16 protein-coding genes are annotated in these 15,482 nt (G+C 71.6%); 9 read left to right on the top strand and 7 right to left on the bottom strand.

Annotated elements, in window-relative coordinates:
- Positions 1-101: 101 nt before the first annotated feature.
- The 4 genes from hemE to QQA12_RS11605 all read right to left on the bottom strand — a co-directional run bounded on the left by hemE (position 102) and on the right by QQA12_RS11605 (position 3,206).
- Positions 102-1,220 (bottom strand): uroporphyrinogen decarboxylase, encoded by a 1,119-nt coding sequence (hemE, locus tag QQA12_RS11620; RefSeq protein WP_226049381.1) that lies wholly within the window; start codon positions 1,218-1,220, stop codon positions 102-104.
- A gap of 14 nt (positions 1,221-1,234) precedes the next feature.
- Positions 1,235-1,486, bottom strand: coding sequence for a WGR domain-containing protein (locus QQA12_RS11615; RefSeq protein ID WP_054667062.1), 252 nt, complete (start codon positions 1,484-1,486; stop codon positions 1,235-1,237).
- Positions 1,487-1,557: 71 nt separating this feature from the next.
- Positions 1,558-2,667 carry a 3-dehydroquinate synthase gene (gene aroB, locus QQA12_RS11610; RefSeq protein WP_226049380.1) on the bottom strand — a complete coding sequence of 370 codons (1,110 nt, stop codon included), beginning with the start codon at positions 2,665-2,667 and terminating at the stop codon, positions 1,558-1,560.
- Positions 2,664-3,206: a shikimate kinase gene (locus tag QQA12_RS11605; protein ID WP_226049379.1), complete on the bottom strand. Its 543-nt coding sequence runs from the start codon at positions 3,204-3,206 to the stop codon at positions 2,664-2,666. Before QQA12_RS11605 ends, aroB begins: the two co-directional genes overlap by 4 nt.
- A 98-nt stretch (positions 3,207-3,304) precedes the next feature.
- Here QQA12_RS11605 and QQA12_RS11600 point away from each other — a divergent pair, with 98 nt between their 5' ends.
- Positions 3,305-3,508 (top strand): dodecin domain-containing protein, encoded by a 204-nt coding sequence (locus QQA12_RS11600; RefSeq protein WP_054667057.1) that lies wholly within the window; start codon positions 3,305-3,307, stop codon positions 3,506-3,508.
- A gap of 6 nt (positions 3,509-3,514) precedes the next feature.
- Here the strand turns inward: QQA12_RS11600 and QQA12_RS11595 are convergent, their stop codons facing one another.
- Positions 3,515-4,330: a kinase gene (locus QQA12_RS11595; protein WP_226049378.1), complete on the bottom strand. Its 816-nt coding sequence runs from the start codon at positions 4,328-4,330 to the stop codon at positions 3,515-3,517.
- A 42-nt stretch (positions 4,331-4,372) separates the two neighbouring features.
- Here QQA12_RS11595 and pdxH point away from each other — a divergent pair, with 42 nt between their 5' ends.
- From pdxH to QQA12_RS11580, 3 genes are read left to right on the top strand one after another with little or no spacing between them, the layout of a single operon-like run.
- Entirely contained in the window at positions 4,373-4,972 is a 600-nt protein-coding gene (gene pdxH / locus QQA12_RS11590) for a pyridoxamine 5'-phosphate oxidase (protein ID WP_054667053.1), read from the top strand.
- Entirely contained in the window at positions 4,969-5,334 is a 366-nt protein-coding gene (locus tag QQA12_RS11585; protein WP_225546637.1) for a hypothetical protein, read from the top strand. The genes pdxH and QQA12_RS11585 overlap by 4 nt, the downstream gene beginning before the upstream one ends.
- Positions 5,331-6,122, top strand: coding sequence for a cobalamin-binding protein (locus QQA12_RS11580; protein ID WP_226049377.1), 792 nt, complete (start codon positions 5,331-5,333; stop codon positions 6,120-6,122). Before QQA12_RS11585 ends, QQA12_RS11580 begins: the two co-directional genes overlap by 4 nt.
- A gap of 135 nt (positions 6,123-6,257) precedes the next feature.
- On the opposite strand, the gene bla is transcribed toward QQA12_RS11580, so the two are convergent.
- Both bla and QQA12_RS11570 read right to left on the bottom strand, forming a co-directional pair.
- Complete coding sequence (gene bla, locus QQA12_RS11575) at positions 6,258-7,121, bottom strand: subclass B3 metallo-beta-lactamase (protein WP_233324865.1); 864 nt, start codon at positions 7,119-7,121, stop codon at positions 6,258-6,260.
- A 230-nt stretch (positions 7,122-7,351) separates the two neighbouring features.
- Positions 7,352-8,575 carry a citrate synthase family protein gene (locus QQA12_RS11570; RefSeq protein ID WP_056931318.1) on the bottom strand — a complete coding sequence of 408 codons (1,224 nt, stop codon included), beginning with the start codon at positions 8,573-8,575 and terminating at the stop codon, positions 7,352-7,354.
- Between the two features lie 113 nt (positions 8,576-8,688).
- On the opposite strand from QQA12_RS11570, the gene prpB reads away from it, so the two are divergent.
- The 5 genes from prpB to prpF all read left to right on the top strand — a co-directional run bounded on the left by prpB (position 8,689) and on the right by prpF (position 15,405).
- Positions 8,689-9,576 carry a methylisocitrate lyase gene (prpB, locus tag QQA12_RS11565; RefSeq protein ID WP_054667048.1) on the top strand — a complete coding sequence of 296 codons (888 nt, stop codon included), beginning with the start codon at positions 8,689-8,691 and terminating at the stop codon, positions 9,574-9,576.
- A 31-nt stretch (positions 9,577-9,607) separates the two neighbouring features.
- Positions 9,608-10,207, top strand: coding sequence for a DUF1003 domain-containing protein (locus QQA12_RS11560; RefSeq protein ID WP_056931319.1), 600 nt, complete (start codon positions 9,608-9,610; stop codon positions 10,205-10,207).
- 25 nt (positions 10,208-10,232) lie between these two features.
- Positions 10,233-11,393 carry a 2-methylcitrate synthase gene (gene prpC, locus QQA12_RS11555; RefSeq protein WP_054667045.1) on the top strand — a complete coding sequence of 387 codons (1,161 nt, stop codon included), beginning with the start codon at positions 10,233-10,235 and terminating at the stop codon, positions 11,391-11,393.
- Positions 11,394-11,547: 154 nt separating this feature from the next.
- Positions 11,548-14,166 (top strand): Fe/S-dependent 2-methylisocitrate dehydratase AcnD, encoded by a 2,619-nt coding sequence (gene acnD / locus QQA12_RS11550; RefSeq protein ID WP_226049375.1) that lies wholly within the window; start codon positions 11,548-11,550, stop codon positions 14,164-14,166.
- Positions 14,167-14,217: 51 nt separating this feature from the next.
- Positions 14,218-15,405, top strand: a complete 1,188-nt coding sequence (gene prpF, locus QQA12_RS11545; RefSeq protein ID WP_226049374.1) for a 2-methylaconitate cis-trans isomerase PrpF — start codon at positions 14,218-14,220, stop codon at positions 15,403-15,405.
- The last annotated feature ends 77 nt before the right edge of the window (positions 15,406-15,482 follow it).

Below are 15,482 nucleotides of genomic sequence, written 5' to 3'. Positions count from 1 at the left end.
TCCGCGCGTGCAGGTACCGCGCATGCGCCGGTGCCGGGGCGCGGCGCCGGGTGTGGATCGGGACGGCCCGGGCGGGCCTGGCCGCGCCCGGGCCCGGGCGCTCAGCGGCGGCTGAGCCGGTGCACGGCGTCCACCAGCACCGCCACGTGCTCGGGGTTCATGTCCGGCGACATGCCGTGGCCCAGGTTGAACACGTGGCCCTCGCGCGAGCCGCCGTTGCCGGCGGCATAGCTGTCCAGCACCTTGCCGGCCTCGCGGGCGATGGCCTCCGGCGAGCCGTACAGCGTGGTCGGGTCCAGGTTGCCCTGCAGCGCGACCTTGCCGGCGGTGGCGCGCGCGGCGTCCTCCAGCGAGATGGTCCAGTCCACGCCCACGCCTTCGGCGCCGGTGGCGGCCAGCTCGGCCACGTACTGGCCGGTACCCTTGCCGAACAGGATCAGCGGCGTGCGCTGCGCGCCCTGGCCGCGCTCCAGCTCATGGGCGATGCGCGCCAGGTAGGGCAGCGAGAATTCGCGGTACATCGCCGGCGACAGCACGCCGCCCCAGGTGTCGAAGACCTGCAGCGCCTGCGCGCCGGCCGCGCGCTGCGCCGCCAGGTAGGCGACGACCGCGTCGGTCACCACCCGCAGCAGCTGGTGCAGCGCCGCCGGTTCGTTCAGCGCCATCGCCTTGATCCGCGCGTAGTCCTTGCTGCCGCCGCCCTCGACCATGTAGCAGGCCAGCGTCCACGGACTGCCGGAGAAGCCGATCAGCGGAACCTTGCCGTCCAGCTCGCGACGGATCAGCCGCACCGCGTCCATCACGTAGCCCAGCTCGGTCTCCATGTCCGGCACCGCCAGCCGGGCGATGGCCGCGGCGTCGCGCACCGGATGGTGGAACTTCGGGCCCTCGCCCTCGGCGAAGTACAGGCCCAGGCCCATCGCGTCGGGCACGGTGAGGATGTCGGAGAACAGGATGGCCGCGTCCAGGTCGAACCGCTGCAGCGGCTGCAGCGTCACCTCGCAGGCGACCTCCGGGTTCTTGGCCATCCCCAGGAAGCTGCCGGCGCGGGCGCGGGTGGCGCGGTACTCCGGCAGGTAGCGGCCGGCCTGGCGCATCAGCCAGACGGGCGTGCAGTCCACCGGCTCGCGGCGCAGGGCGCGCAGGAAGCGGTCGTTGCGAAGGGGGCTGGTCACGGAAAACTCCTTGGAACGTGGCCGTTGGGCCGGGGCGGCGCGCATGGCGCCGGGGCCGGTCAGGGGTGCGGCTCGCCGCTGGCGAACACGACCTGGAAACCGCGCTTGATCTGCGCGTCGCGTGCCTTCTCGAAGGCGTGGCGGGCTTCGTCCTGCTGCAGGAACAGCTCGCGGCGCAGCTGCGCGCGGCCGCCGGTCTGCCCGGTCTCGCGCAGCAGCTCCCAGCCGCCGAGCAGGTCCGGCAACAGCGAAAGCTGCACGTAGCGGGGGGATTCGTTGCCGCTGGGCGGCTGCTGCAGGTAGACGCGCATGGTGCTGATTGTAGCCGGCCGCGTCGGGGCCGGGTGGCATTGCCACGCCAGCGCCGGCCGCCAGCGCGGCGTCAGCCGGCGCGCAGCACCGCCAGCACCGCCGCCTCGTCCACGTCCGGCACCACTTCGGCCCGGCCGATGCCGCGCCACAGCACCAGGCGCAGGCGCCCGGCGATGTTCTTCTTGTCCAGGCGCATGTGCGCGAGCAGGGCTCCGGGGTCGAGCCCGGCCGGGATCGCCACCGGCAGGCCGTAGGCCCGCAGCAGGTCGCGCAGCCCGTCGGCGGCATCGGCGCCGGCCATGCCCAGCGCGGCCGACAGCCGCGCCGCCAGCACCATGCCCACCGCCACTGCTTCGCCGTGGTTGAGGTTGTCATTGCCCGGCGCGCCGTAGCCCTGCGCGGTCTCGATGGCGTGGCCGAAGGTGTGGCCGAGGTTGAGCAGGGCGCGCTCGCCCTTCTCCAGCGGGTCGCGCGCGACGATTTCGGCCTTGTGCTCGCAGCTGCGGGCGATGGCCTGCGCCAGCGCCGCGTCGTCGCCGGCCAGCAGCGCGTCGCGTTCGGCCTGCAGCCACTGGAAGAACAGCGGATCGCGGATGCAGCCGTACTTGATGACCTCGGCCAGCCCGGCGCGCAGTTCGCGCGCGGGCAGGGTGCGCAGCGCGGCGGTGTCGGCGATCACCGCGCGCGGCGGGTGGAACGCGCCGACCAGGTTCTTGCCCTGGGCGATGTCCACCGCGGTCTTGCCGCCGACCGAGGAGTCCACCATCGACAGCAGGGTGGTGGGCAGCTGCACGCAGTCCACGCCGCGCATCCAGCAGGCCGCGGCGAAGCCGGCCAGGTCGCCGACAACGCCGCCGCCCAGCGCCAGCACGCAGGCGTCGCGGGTGGCGCCGAGCGTGGCCAGCGCGTCGATCGCGCCGCCGAAGTGGTGCAGGGTCTTGGATGCTTCGCCGGCGGGAATCAGGTACTGGCCGATCGCCAGGTCCGGACGCGCCTGCAGCAGCGCGGCGCGCACCCGCGCCAGGTACAGTGGCGCCACGGTGTCGTCGCTGACCAGCAGCACGTGGCGGCCGCGGATGGCGCCGGCCAGCAGGTCGCCCGCGCCGAGCAGGCCGGGGCCGATGTGGATCAGGTACGGGCAGTCGCCGCCGACGGCGACGGTGCGGGGGGCATGGCTCATGCGCGGAGTTCCGGGTTCTGCCACTGCGCGGCCAGGCGCACGACCAGGTGTGCGGTGGCCTCGGCGGGGGAATAGGGATCGGTGTCGACGACCAGGTCGGCGACCTCGTGGTACAGCGGATCGCGCAGCGTGGCCATGGCTTCGAGCACCTGTTCGCGGTCCTCGCGCTGCAGCAGCGGGCGGGTCTTGTCGCGCTGCAGGCGCTGCAGCTGCGCGGCCACGCCCACCCGCAGCCACACCACGAAGCCACGCTGGCGGATCCGCTGGCGGTTGTCGGCATCGAGCACCGCGCCGCCGCCGGTCGAGACCAGCTGCCCGCCACGCTCCAGCAGCCGGGCCAGCACGCGCTTTTCGTGTGCGCGGAAACCGGCCTCGCCGACGTTCTCGAAGATGGCCGGGATCGACGAACCCACCTCGTCGACGATGGCCTGGTCGGCATCGACGAACTCCAGCCCGAAACGCTCGGCCAGGCGGCGGCCGATGCAGGTTTTGCCGGCGCCCATGGGGCCGACCAGGATGACGTTGGGGGCGGGATTCATTGCCGGTCGATGCTAGCACCGTGTCGGTGCGTTAACACGGTAGCAGCCAAGCTCGCGGGCACCACGAGTGGTTCGTGGTGCAACCAACGGAGGCGGACATGGCAGTGGCGAAAATCATCGAAGTCAGCGCGTCGTCGAGCGCCAGCGTCGAGGACGCGGTGCGCAGTGGCCTGAAGAAGGTGGCCGAGACGGTCAAGGGCATCCAGGGCGCATGGATCAACGAGACCAAGGTGGTCACCGATGGCGACGGCAACATCACCGAATGGCGGGTCAACCTGCGGGTGACGTTCCTGGTGCAGTAGCCCGCGCTACAGCACGCGGCGTTGCGCATCCAGCGCGATGCTGCGGTCGGCGATGCCCGGCAGGCAGCGCAGCGCCTGCCGGCTGACGCGTTCGTAGAACTGCACGAACCGCTCGACCTGCGCGCGGTTCATGCCGGTGCGCCCGGGCGCGGCCTGCTGCAGCGCCTGCTCCTGCTGCCAGCGCCAGTTGGGTACCACCGAGAAGCCCGGTGGCTGCAGGAACCACAGCCGGTCGCAGCGCTGCCACAGCGCGGGGTAGCCGTCGGCCAGCGCCTGGTTGCACCAGCGCCGCCAGGTGCCGTCCGCATCGGCATCGCGCTCCAGCGCGTTCAGCGGCGCGCGCAGGGCGTCGTCGGTTTCCGGCGGCGTGCCCAGGAACCAGCCTTCGAACACCAGCAGGTCCAGGCGCTGGACCTGCTGCCACTGCGCCTGCGCCACGCGCTCGTCGGCAAGCTTGTCGAAGCGCGGCAGCGCGAATGGCCGGCCGGCGCGGGCCGCGTCCAGCGTTGCCAGCGCCAGCGGCAGGTCGTGCGTACCCGGCGGGCCGCGCGTGGCCAGCAGCGGATGCACGCGCCCGGCCAGGCGCTGGCGCTCGGCGCGGGTCAGGTAGACATCGTCGATCGACAGCGCCGCGGCGCGCAGCCCGCGCGCCTGCGCCAGCTCCACCACCTGTGCCGCCAGCGTGGATTTGCCGCTGCCCTGCAGGCCGCTGATCGCCAGTACCGGGGTGTCGCCGCCGCTGGCCAGCGCCTCGTCCAGCGCCTGTGCGGCCAGGGCCTGCGGGAAGCGGCGTGCGGAGAAGCGGTGCGGAACGGACGACATGGCGCCACAATAGCCCAAACCCGTGCCGTACGAAGTGGAGCCATGACCGATCTGTACGCAGAAGCGCTTTCGACCTTCGCCGACTTGTTCGAGGAGGCCAAGGCCAGCAATGAAATCGAGCCCGGCGCGATGACCGTGGCCACGGCCGACGTCGATGGCCGGCCATCGGCGCGCACCGTGCTGCTCAAGGCCTTCGACGAACGCGGCTTCGTGTTCTACACCCACCTGGACAGCCGCAAGGGCCGCGAACTGCACGCCAACCGCCAGGCGGCGCTGCTGTTCCTGTGGCGCAGCCTGCGCGCGGCCGGCATCCAGGTGCGGATCGACGGCGATGCGCAGCTGGTGTCCGCGGCCGAGGCCGACGCCTATTTCGCCTCGCGCCCGCGCATGAGCCAGATCGGCGCATGGGCCTCGATGCAGTCGCAGACGCTGGGTTCGCGCGAGGAGTTCGAGGAGCGCCTGCGCAACTTCGAGGCGCGCTTCGAGGGGCGCGACGTGCCGCGCCCGGATGGCTGGAGCGGCATCCGCGTGGTCCCGCAGCGCATCGAGTTCTGGTACGGCGTGAGCTTCCGCCTGCACGAGCGCTGGTGCTACGAGGCCGATGCCGCCGGTGCCTGGAGCAAGCGGCTGCTGTATCCGTGAGCGGCCTGCGCCTGCACCCGGTCTACCGCGTCACCGTGTTCGTGCCGCCGGCGCACCTGCAGGCGCTCAAGCGCGGCATCCTCGCGGTCGACGACCTGGCCGCCGGCGGTTATGCCCACGGCATGTGGGAGTCGGCGCCGGGGCGTGAGCAGTTCCGCGCGCTGCCCGGCACCGCCAGCGTGGTGGGCGAGGTCGGCGAGCTGGTGAGCGAACCGAGCGTGCGGCTGGAGTTCTGCCTTCCGCGCGGGGTGCCGGGCGACCGCGCGCGGCTGCAGCGCGTGCTCGACCAGGGCATCGCCGCGCATCACCCGTGGAACAGCCCGGCGGTGTTCGTCGAGGCGCTGGAGTTCGCCACGCCATGAGCGGACCGCGCCGCATCGTCTGCCTGACCGAGGAGCCGACCGAGACCCTGTACGCACTGGGCGAACAGGACCGCATCGTCGGCATCAGCGGCTTCACCGTGCGCCCGCCGCAGGCGCGCCGCGACAAACCCAAGGTCAGCGCCTTCACCAGCGCCAAGGTGGAGGAGATCCTCGCGCTGCGGCCGGACCTGGCGATCGGATTCTCCGACATCCAGGCCGACATCGCCGCCGAGCTGATCCGCCGCGGGGTGGAGGTGTGGATCGCCAACCACCGCAGCGTGGCCGGCATCCTCGACTACATCCGCCGGCTCGGTGCGCTGGTCGGCGTGGGCGCGCGCGCCGACGCCTATGCCGGCGAACTGCAGCGCGGGCTGGACGCCATCGCCGCACAGGCGGCGCGGCTGCCGCGGCGGCCACGGGTGTACGTGGAGGAGTGGGACGAGCCGATCATCACCGGCATCCAGTGGGGCGCGGAGCTGGTGGAGATCGCCGGTGGCATCGACGTCTTCCCCGAGCTGTCGCGCGAGCCGCTGGCCAGGGCGCGGATCCTCGCCGATGGCGCGCCGGTGATCGCGCGCGACCCGGAAATCATCATCGGTTCGTGGTGCGGCAAGAAGTTCCGCCCCGAACGCGTGGCCGCACGCCCGGGCTGGGCGGCGATCCGCGCGGTGCGCGACGGCGAGCTGCACGAGATCAAGTCGCCGCTGATCCTGCAGCCGGGGCCAGCGGCACTGACCGATGGCGTGCAGGCCATCGCCGCCATCATCCAGCGCTGGGCGCAGCGGTAGCGCGTCCGCCGGGCAGCGATCCCATGCCGTTGTCGGGCGTGGGCCGGCAGGGGTGCCCGGCGCCGTGGCAGGTACTGGCGTGCGCCCATCGCGCGTGAGCGCGCCGCCGCCGGATACGCGGCCCGCAGGCCGGGCTCAGGGCAGGCTGCCGGTGCGCTCGGCCGCGAGCCGTGTTTCCAGGTTGGCGCGGCCCGTGTCGGCGTAGCGCCGGCAGGCGCCGGGATCGACCAGCGGCGCACCATCGCTGCCCTGCATGCGTGCGAACAGGTTGCTGGCCAGCGGATGCGGGGTGATCTGGATGTCGCAGGGCAGGGCGGCGAGGGTGTCCAGGCCGCGGCGGAAGGCGGCGACCATCGCCGGATGATCGCCGTAGCGGTACTCCCGGTCGGAGAGTGCGCTGACGCTGTCGGTATAGGCCATGTCCAGGCAGCGCGTGCCCTCGCAGGCGCGCCAGGTCCAGCTGGTGCCGCCGGGGGTGTGCCCGGGGGTCGCGTGCGGGGTGAGGACCAGGGCGCCGACCCGCACCGGCTGGCCATCGTCGAGCGCGCGCACCACCGGTACCGCCGGGAAGCCGGTCTTGAACTCCAGCTGCTGCGGATCGCTGCGCCCGCTCACCCCGGTATGCAGGGTGTGGACGGCCGGCGCGCGCGCCAGCAATGGGGCGCCGGTCACGCCCTGCAGGTAGGCCAGGCCCGCCGCATGGTCATGGTGTTCATGCGAGTTGAGCAGGTACTTCACGTCGCCGGGGTCGAAGCCCAGGGCGCGGATGTTGGCGTCGATCAACGGTCCGGCCGGTGCGGTGGCGCCATCGATGAGGACGTGGCCCTGGTCGGAGGTGACCAGCAGGGCGGTCAGGCCGCAGGTGCCCACGTACCAGGTGTTGCCGAAGATGCGGCGCGGCGGCGCGCGCTCGTTCCAGCCGTCCATGGCGCTGTCGCTGGCCGCGCAGGCCGGCACGTCGGTGCCGCGGGTTGCGGAGGGTGCACGTGCGGCAGGCACGGGCGTGGCGACTGCAGTGGCCGGCGTGGCGTCCTGCGGGGCGTGGCAGGCGGCCAGCAGGACCAGGCCGAGGACGGGTGTGGCAAGGAGGCAGGGCCGCCGCGGGGCTGGGCGCATGGCTGGCATCGGCATGGGGCAACAGGTGCAGCAGCATAGGCAGCCCGCGCCGCGGCGACCAACGCGAATAAGCTGCGGCAGGCATGAGCCCGATGCATGCCTGGGCGCAGGGGTCAGCGCCCAGGCGCCAACCCGGTGTAGCGTGCGCGCGGTCGGATCAGGGTGCCCAGCGCCTGCTGCTCCAGCGCGTGCGCCAGCCAGCCGGTCAGGCGCGCGGCGGCGAACATCACCAGCGCGTGCGCGCCAGGCAGGCCGTGCACGTAGCAAATTGCCGCCAGCAGGCCGTCGATGTTCGGGTGCTGGCCGCTGTGCTCGGCGGTGGCGGCCAGTACCGCTTCGACGTGGCGCATGCGCGGTTGTTCGCCGCACAGTTCGCGCAGCTGGCGCAGCACCTCGGTGCCGCGCGGGTCGCCGTCGGGATAGAGCAGGTGGTTGAAGCCGGGCAGTTCGTCGCCGCGGCGCCAGCGTTCGGCGATGAACGCGGCCGGCGCGCCGCTGGCCTCGGCATCGAGCAGCAGCGCATGCGCGCGCGCGGTGGCGCCGCCGTGGCGCGGCCCGGACAGCGCGGCCAGGCCGGCGCTGACGGTGGCGTGCAGGTGCGCGCCGGTGGAGGCGACCACGCGCGCGGCGAACGCTGAGACGTTCAGCTCGTGGTCGGCGCACAGCACCAGTGCCGAGCGCACCAGTTCGGCGAAGCCGGCATCGCCGGGCCGCCACGCATCGGCCAGCAGGCGGTGCACCGGCCGTGCATCGGGCTGGACGCCGACCAGCAGCGCGGCGTTCTGCCGCAGCAGCATCGCCGCCACCTCGCGCCGCACCGGCGCGGCGGCGTTGAGCGACTGCCGCTGCTCCAGCGCCAGCAGCGGAATGCAGGCCATGGTGCGCTCCAGCGGCGGCAGGCCGGTATCCAGCGCCAGCGCCGCCACCCGCGGCGGCCAGGCCGGCGGCGGCGCCGCGGCGAACGGGTCCTGTTCCTCGCATTCCCACAGCAGCCGCGCGATGTCCTCCAGGGTGGCGCCGGTGCGCGCCGCCGCCACCGCCGAACGGCCGCGGTAGTACGGGCCGTCCGGGCGGATCAGCGAGATCCGCGTCTCCAGCACCGGCAGGCCGCGGTCCAGGCTCTGCGCCGCGCCGCGTGCCGCGCCGCGGCCGGCGCGCTTGCGCTGCGCCAGCCGTTCCACCTCGGCGCGCAGATAGACGCGGCTGCGCGGGTCGGGCCCGGGCCGCGAGCTGAGCTGGCCGCGGCTGACATAGGCGTACAGCGTGGCCGGGCTGATCCCGAGCAGGGCGCAGGCGTCGCTGGCGGGGATCAGTTCGGGGTCGGCGGGCTCGGTCATGGCGCTGTATATGTTGATTGTTTGAATCAAGATTGATCAATGGTTTGGATGGTGCCAGATTGTGCGCCATCGCGGAACGGCGCTTTCGCCACCGCCATACCAGGAGTCCCGCCATGTCCGTTTCCTCCGCCGGCGCCGCGTTCCGCGCCGCCCTGGCCGCCGAAAAGCCCCTGCAGGTGATCGGTGCGATCAACGCCAACCACGCGCTGCTCGCCAAGCGCGCCGGCTACAAGGCCATCTACCTGTCCGGCGGCGGCGTCGCGGCCGGCTCGCTGGGGCTGCCGGACCTAGGCATCAACACCCTGGAAGACGTGCTGGTCGACGTGCGCCGCATCACCGACGTGTGCGACCTGCCGCTGATGGTGGACATCGACACCGGCTTCGGCCCGAGCGCGTTCAACATCGCGCGCACGGTGAAGTCGCTGATCAAGGCCGGTGCCGCCGCCTGCCACATCGAGGACCAGGTCGGCGCCAAGCGCTGCGGCCACCGCCCGGGCAAGGAAATCGTGTCGCAGGGCGAGATGGTCGACCGGGTCAAGGCCGCGGCCGATGCCAAGACCGACCCGGGCTTCTTCCTGATCGCCCGCACCGACGCCATCCAGATGGAAGGCGTGGACGCGGCCATCGAGCGCGCCATCGCCTGCGTCGAGGCCGGTGCCGACGGCATCTTCGCCGAGGCCGCCTACGACCTGGACACCTACCGCCGTTTCGTCGACGCGGTGAAGGTGCCGGTGCTGGCCAACATCACCGAGTTCGGCAAGACCCCGCTGTTCAGCCGCGACGAGCTGGCCTCGGCCGGCGTCGCCATCCAGCTGTTCCCGCTGTCGGCGTTCCGCGCCGCCAACAAGGCCGCCGAGAATGTGTACGAGGCGATCCGCCGCGACGGCCACCAGCGCAACGTGGTCGATGCCATGCAGACCCGCGAGGAGCTGTACGACCGCATCGGCTACCACGCCTTCGAAGCGCAGCTGGACAAGGTGTTCGCGCAGAAGGGCGCATGATGGCCGTTCCTGCGGCCACCTGATACCTGCCATGGCGACCCCGTCCTCCCACCGCACCCGTGTCGACCGCCGCGATACCGCGCGGCGCCTGCTGCAACGCGACCTGGAGCAGCTGACGCCCGAGGAACGGGTGGTGGTCGAACGCTTCATCTCCGGCGGGCGGGTCTCGCGCAACGTGCGCCGCGAGCTGCACGAGTCGCGCACGCTGGGCGAGCGGGTCGCCGACCGCGTCGCCGAGGTCGGCGGCAGCTGGACCTTCATCCTGTGCTTCGGCGTGGTGCTGGTGGTGTGGATGGTGGTCAACACCTTCCTGTTGGCCAGGGCGTTCGACCCGTACCCCTACATCCTGCTCAACCTGGTGCTGTCGTGCCTGGCCGCGGTGCAGGCGCCGATCATCATGATGAGCCAGAACCGGCAGGCGGCGGTGGACCGCATGCGTGCCGAGAACGACTACCAGGTCAACGTGAAAGCGGAGCTGGAAGTGCTGCAGATCCACGAGAAGCTGGACGTACTCCGCTCCCACGAATGGGCGCTGCTGGTCGAACAGCAGAACCGCCAGATCGAAATGCTGCAGCGACTGCTGGAATGCGCCACCGCGGCGCCGGCTGGCGACCCGCAGAAACAACCGTAAACCTTCCCTCGAAAGGCAGAAGACCATGTCAGAACAGACCACCGCCACGCCCGGCTTCAAGCCCAAGAAGTCCGTCGCCCTGTCCGGCACCGCCGCCGGCAACACCGCGCTGTGCACCGTCGGCCGCAGCGGCAACGACCTGCACTACCGCGGCTACGACATCCTGGACCTGGCCAACACCAGCGAGTTCGAGGAAATCGCCCACCTGCTGGTGCACGGCAAGCTGCCGAACAAGGCCGAGCTGCGCGCCTACAAGGCCAAGCTGAAGGCGCTGCGCGGCATCCCCGCCGCGGTCAAGGCCGCGCTCGAGGAACTGCCGCCGTCGGCGCACCCGATGGACGTGATGCGCACCGGCGTGTCGGTGCTCGGCTGCGTGTCGCCGGAAAAGGACGACCACAACCATCCGGGTGCGCGCGACATCGCCGACAAGCTGATGGCCTGCCTGGGCTCGATGCTGCTGTACTGGTACCACTGGAGCCACAACGGCCGCGCCATCGACGTGGAGACCGACGACGACTCCATCGGCGGCCACTTCCTGCACCTGCTGCACGGCGAGCAGCCGCGCGCGTCCTGGGTCAAGGCGATGCACACCTCGCTGATCCTGTACGCCGAGCATGAGTTCAACGCCTCCACCTTCGCCTGCCGCGTCATCGCCGGCACCGGCAGCGACATGTACAGCGCCATCACCGGCGGCATCGGCGCGCTGCGCGGGCCCAAGCACGGCGGCGCCAACGAGGTCGCGTTCGAGGTGCAGAAGCGCTACGAGACGCCGGACGAGGCCGAGGCCGACATCAAGGCGCGGGTGGAGCGCAAGGAAGTGGTGATCGGCTTCGGCCACCCGGTCTACACCGTGTCCGATCCGCGCAACAAGGTGATCAAGGACGTGGCGCGCGAACTGTCGGCCGAACAGCAGAACCTGAAGATGTACGACATCGCCGAGCGCCTGGAAACGGTGATGTGGGACATCAAGAAGATGTTCCCGAACCTGGACTGGTTCAGCGCCGTCAGCTACCACATGATGGGCGTGCCGACCGCGATGTTCACCCCGCTGTTCGTGATCGCCCGCACCGCCGGCTGGAGCGCGCACATCATCGAGCAGCGCATCGACGGGAAGATCATCCGCCCCAGCGCCAACTACACCGGTCCGGAAGACCAGGCCTTCGTGCCGCTGGACCAGCGCGGCTGACGCGCCCGCGCCCTCTCCCCCCTGCGGGGAGGGGGCGTCGCCATTCCCCGGGAGCGGGCCCTGTCCGCTCCCCGCCGGCACCCCGGCGATCACCGCGAAGCACGGGCGTGTCGCTGCCGCCCCCCACGCAAGCCACCCGACCCACAGGCCAGCCATGAACACCGATCACCGCAAGCAACTTCCCGGCACCGCGCTGGACTACTTCGACGCCCGCGAGGCGGTCGATGCCATCGCCCCCGGCGCCTACGCCACCTTGCCGTACACCTCGCGCGTGCTGGCCGAGAACCTGGTGCGCCGCTGCGATCCGGCCGCCCTGGCCGATTCGCTGAGGCAGCTGGTCGAGCGCCGCCGCGACCTGGATTTCCCGTGGTTCCCGGCGCGCGTGGTGTGCCACGACATCCTCGGCCAGACCGCGCTGGTGGACCTGGCCGGCCTGCGCGACGCCATCGCCGAGAAGGGCGGCGACCCGGCCAAGGTAAACCCGGTGGTGCCGGTGCAGCTGATCGTCGACCACTCGCTGGCGGTGGAGTGCGGCGGCTTCGACCCGGATGCGTTCGCCAAGAACCGCGCCATCGAGGACCGCCGCAACGAAGACCGCTTCCACTTCATCGACTGGACCAAGCAGGCCTTCGAGAACGTGGACGTGATCCCGCCGGGCAACGGCATCATGCACCAGATCAACCTGGAGAAGATGTCGCCGGTGGTCTACGTGCAGGACGGGGTGGCGTTCCCGGACACCTGCGTCGGCACCGACAGCCACACCCCGCACGTCGATGCGCTGGGCGTGATCGCCATCGGCGTCGGCGGGCTGGAGGCCGAGAACGTGATGCTCGGCCGCGCCTCGTGGATGCGCCTGCCGGACATCGTCGGCGTCAGGCTCGGCGGCAGGCCGCAGCCGGGCATCACCGCCACCGACGTGGTGCTGGCGCTGACCGAGTTCCTGCGCAAAGAGCGCGTGGTCGGGGCCTACCTCGAATTCTTCGGCGAAGGCGCCGCGGCGCTGACCATCGGCGACCGCGCCACCATCTCCAACATGTGCCCGGAATACGGCGCGACCGCGGCGATGTTCTACATCGACCAACAGACCCTGGACTACCTGCGCCTGACCGGCCGTGAGGAAGCCCAGGTGGCGCTGGTGGAGAACTACGCCCGCACCACCGGGCTGTGGGCCGACGCGCTGGCCACCGCGCAGTACGAGCGCGTGCTCGAGTTCGACCTGTCCGCGGTCGTGCGCAACATGGCCGGCCCGAGCAACCCGCACCGGCGCCTGCCGGTGTCCGACCTGGCCGAGCGCGGCATCGCCGACGAGGCCAAGCTGGAAAGCGGCAAGGGCGAGGAAGCCCAGGGGCTGATGCCCGACGGCGCGGTGATCATCGCCGCCATCACCAGCTGCACCAACACCTCCAACCCGCGCAACGTGATCGCCGCCGGCCTGCTGGCGCGCAACGCCAACGCGCGCGGGCTGGTGCGCAAGCCGTGGGTGAAGTCGTCGCTGGCGCCCGGTTCCAAGGCGGTGCAGCTGTACCTGGAGGAGGCCGGCCTGCTGCCAGAGCTGGAAAAGCTGGGCTTCGGCATCGTCGCCTTCGCCTGCACCACCTGCAACGGCATGAGCGGCGCGCTGGACCCGAAGATCCAGCAGGAGATCATCGACCGCGACCTGTACGCCACCGCCGTGCTGTCGGGCAACCGCAATTTCGACGGCCGCATCCACCCGTACGCCAAGCAGGCGTTCCTGGCCTCGCCGCCGCTGGTGATCGCCTACGCCATCGCCGGTACCGTGCGCTTCGACATCGAGAAGGACGTGCTGGGCGTGGACGCCGACGGCAACGCCGTGCGGCTGAAGGACATCTGGCCGTCGGACGCCGAGATCGACGCGGTGGTCAAGGCCTCGGTCAAGCCGGAACAGTTCCGCAGCGTCTACAACCCGATGTTCAACGTGCGCGTCGAGCATGGCGGCAAGGTCAGCCCGCTGTACGACTGGCGGCCGCGCAGCACCTACATCCGCCGCCCGCCGTACTGGGAGGGCGCGCTGGCCGGCGAGCGCACGCTGCGCGGCATGCGTCCGCTGGCCGTGCTGCCGGACAACATCACCACCGACCACCTGTCGCCGTCCAACGCAATCCTGCCGTCCAGCGCCGCCGGCGAGTACCTGGCGAAGATGGGCCTGCCGGAAGAGGACTTCAATTCCTACGCCACCCACCGCGGCGACCACCTCACCGCGCAGCGCGCCACCTTCGCCAACCCGAAGCTGTTCAACGAGATGGTGCGCAACGACGACGGCAGCGTGAAGCAGGGCTCGCTGGCGCGGGTGGAGCCGGACGGCAAGGTCATGCGCATGTGGGAAGCGATCGAGACCTACATGGCGCGCAAGCAGCCGCTGATCATCATCGCCGGTGCCGACTACGGCCAGGGCAGCTCGCGCGACTGGGCCGCCAAGGGCGTGCGCCTGGCGGGCGTGGAAGCGATCGTCGCCGAGGGCTTCGAGCGCATCCACCGCACCAACCTGATCGGCATGGGCGTGCTGCCGCTGGAGTTCAAGCCGGGCACCGACCGCAACACCCTGGGCATCGACGGCACCGAGACCTTCGACGTGGCCGGGCAGCGCACCCCGCGCGCCGACCTGACCCTGGTGATCCACCGCCGCGATGGTGGCCGCGTCGAGGTGCCGGTGACCTGCCGCCTGGACAGCGACGAGGAAGTGGCGATCTACGAGGCCGGCGGCGTGCTGCAGCGCTTCGCCCAGGATTTCCTGGAAGGCGCCCGGGTGGCCTGATACCCCCGACGGCCCGGCAACGGGCCGTCTTTCATTGCAAGGAACCGTTCCATGGCATTTCTCCCGCAACTCCGCATTCCCGCCACCTACATGCGCGGCGGCACCAGCAAGGGCGTGTTCTTCCGCCTGCAGGACCTGCCGGAAGCGGCGCAGGTGCCCGGCCCGGCGCGCGACGCGCTGCTGCTGCGGGTGATCGGCTCGCCCGACCCGTACGGCAAGCAGACCGATGGCATGGGCGGGGCGACGTCGAGCACCAGCAAGTGCGTGATCATCGCCCCGGCCTCGGTGCCGGACCACGACGTCGACTACCTGTACGGCCAGGTTTCCATCGACAGCGCGTTCGTCGACTGGTCGGGCAACTGCGGCAACCTCAGCACCGCGGTGGGGCCGTTCGCCATCGCCAACGGTTTCGTCCCGGCCGCGCGCATCCCGCGCGACGGCACCGTGGCGGTGCGGGTGTGGCAGGCCAACATCGGCAAGACCATCATCGTGCACGTGCCGGTGCGCGACGGGCAGGTGCAGGAAACCGGCGACTTCGAACTGGACGGGGTGACCTTCCCGGCGGCCGAGATCGTGCTGGAGTTCATCGATCCGTCCGACGACGAGGGCGACGGCGGCTCCATGTTCCCCACCGGCAACCTGGTGGACGACCTGCAGGTGCCGGGTGTCGGCACGCTCAAGGCGACGATGATCACCGCCGGCATCCCCACCGTGTTCGTCGACGCGGCCGCCATCGGCTACGACGGCACCGAGCTGCAGCCGGCGATCAACGAGGACAAGGCCGCGCTGGCCCGGCTGGAGGCCATCCGCGTGGCCGGCGCGCTGCGCATGGGCCTGATCCGGGCGCCGGAGGAAGCGGCCACCCGCCAGCACACCCCCAAGGTCGCGTTCGTGGCGCCGGCCAGGGACTATGTCGCCTCCAGCGGCAGGCACGTCGCCGCCGCCGACATCGACCTCAACGTGCGCGCCATGTCGATGGGCAAGCTGCACCACGCGATGATGGGTACCGCCTCGGTCGCCATCGCCACCGCCGCGGCGGTGCCGGGCACGCTGGTCAACCGCGCCGCCGGTGGTGGCCTGCCCGAGGCGGTGCGCTTCGGCCACCCCTCCGGCACCCTGCGGGTGGGCGCGGCGGTGGCCAGCGTCGATGGCCAGTGGGTCGTGACCAAGGCGGTGATGTCGCGCTCGGCGCGGGTGCTGATGGACGGCGCGGTGCGGGTGCCCGGCGACACGCTCTGAAGGGGCCGGGCGCAGCCGGCACGCCGCAGCGGGCGTGCCGTCGCGCACACGAGGTGTTCCCGGGCGGCGGCTATACT

It is taken from the genome of Stenotrophomonas sp. 17(2023) (assembly GCF_030345315.1).
GTDB lineage: Bacteria > Pseudomonadota > Gammaproteobacteria > Xanthomonadales > Xanthomonadaceae > Stenotrophomonas > Stenotrophomonas acidaminiphila.
Note: the sequence above shows the minus strand (reverse complement) of the source record. Positions and strands in the feature narration are given on the sequence as shown.

Excerpts from the sequence above, each read along its gene's own strand:
- QQA12_RS11600 (WP_054667057.1), top strand. The coding sequence starts at position 3,305 with ATGGCAGTGGCGAAAATCATCGAAGTCAGCGCGTCGTCGAGCGCCAGC.
- acnD (WP_226049375.1), top strand. The coding sequence starts at position 11,548 with ATGAACACCGATCACCGCAAGCAACTTCCCGGCACCGCGCTGGACTAC.
- QQA12_RS11595 (WP_226049378.1), bottom strand. The coding sequence starts at position 4,330 with ATGTCGTCCGTTCCGCACCGCTTCTCCGCACGCCGCTTCCCGCAGGCC.
- prpB (WP_054667048.1), top strand. The coding sequence starts at position 8,689 with ATGTCCGTTTCCTCCGCCGGCGCCGCGTTCCGCGCCGCCCTGGCCGCC.
- aroB (WP_226049380.1), bottom strand. The coding sequence starts at position 2,667 with ATGAGCCATGCCCCCCGCACCGTCGCCGTCGGCGGCGACTGCCCGTAC.
- QQA12_RS11560 (WP_056931319.1), top strand. The coding sequence starts at position 9,608 with ATGGCGACCCCGTCCTCCCACCGCACCCGTGTCGACCGCCGCGATACC.
- QQA12_RS11570 (WP_056931318.1), bottom strand. The coding sequence starts at position 8,575 with ATGACCGAGCCCGCCGACCCCGAACTGATCCCCGCCAGCGACGCCTGC.
- QQA12_RS11615 (WP_054667062.1), bottom strand. The coding sequence starts at position 1,486 with ATGCGCGTCTACCTGCAGCAGCCGCCCAGCGGCAACGAATCCCCCCGC.
- prpC (WP_054667045.1), top strand. The coding sequence starts at position 10,233 with ATGTCAGAACAGACCACCGCCACGCCCGGCTTCAAGCCCAAGAAGTCC.
- QQA12_RS11580 (WP_226049377.1), top strand. The coding sequence starts at position 5,331 with ATGAGCGGACCGCGCCGCATCGTCTGCCTGACCGAGGAGCCGACCGAG.
- QQA12_RS11605 (WP_226049379.1), bottom strand. The coding sequence starts at position 3,206 with ATGAATCCCGCCCCCAACGTCATCCTGGTCGGCCCCATGGGCGCCGGC.
- prpF (WP_226049374.1), top strand. The coding sequence starts at position 14,218 with ATGGCATTTCTCCCGCAACTCCGCATTCCCGCCACCTACATGCGCGGC.
- pdxH (WP_054667053.1), top strand. The coding sequence starts at position 4,373 with ATGACCGATCTGTACGCAGAAGCGCTTTCGACCTTCGCCGACTTGTTC.
- hemE (WP_226049381.1), bottom strand. The coding sequence starts at position 1,220 with ATGCGCGCCGCCCCGGCCCAACGGCCACGTTCCAAGGAGTTTTCCGTG.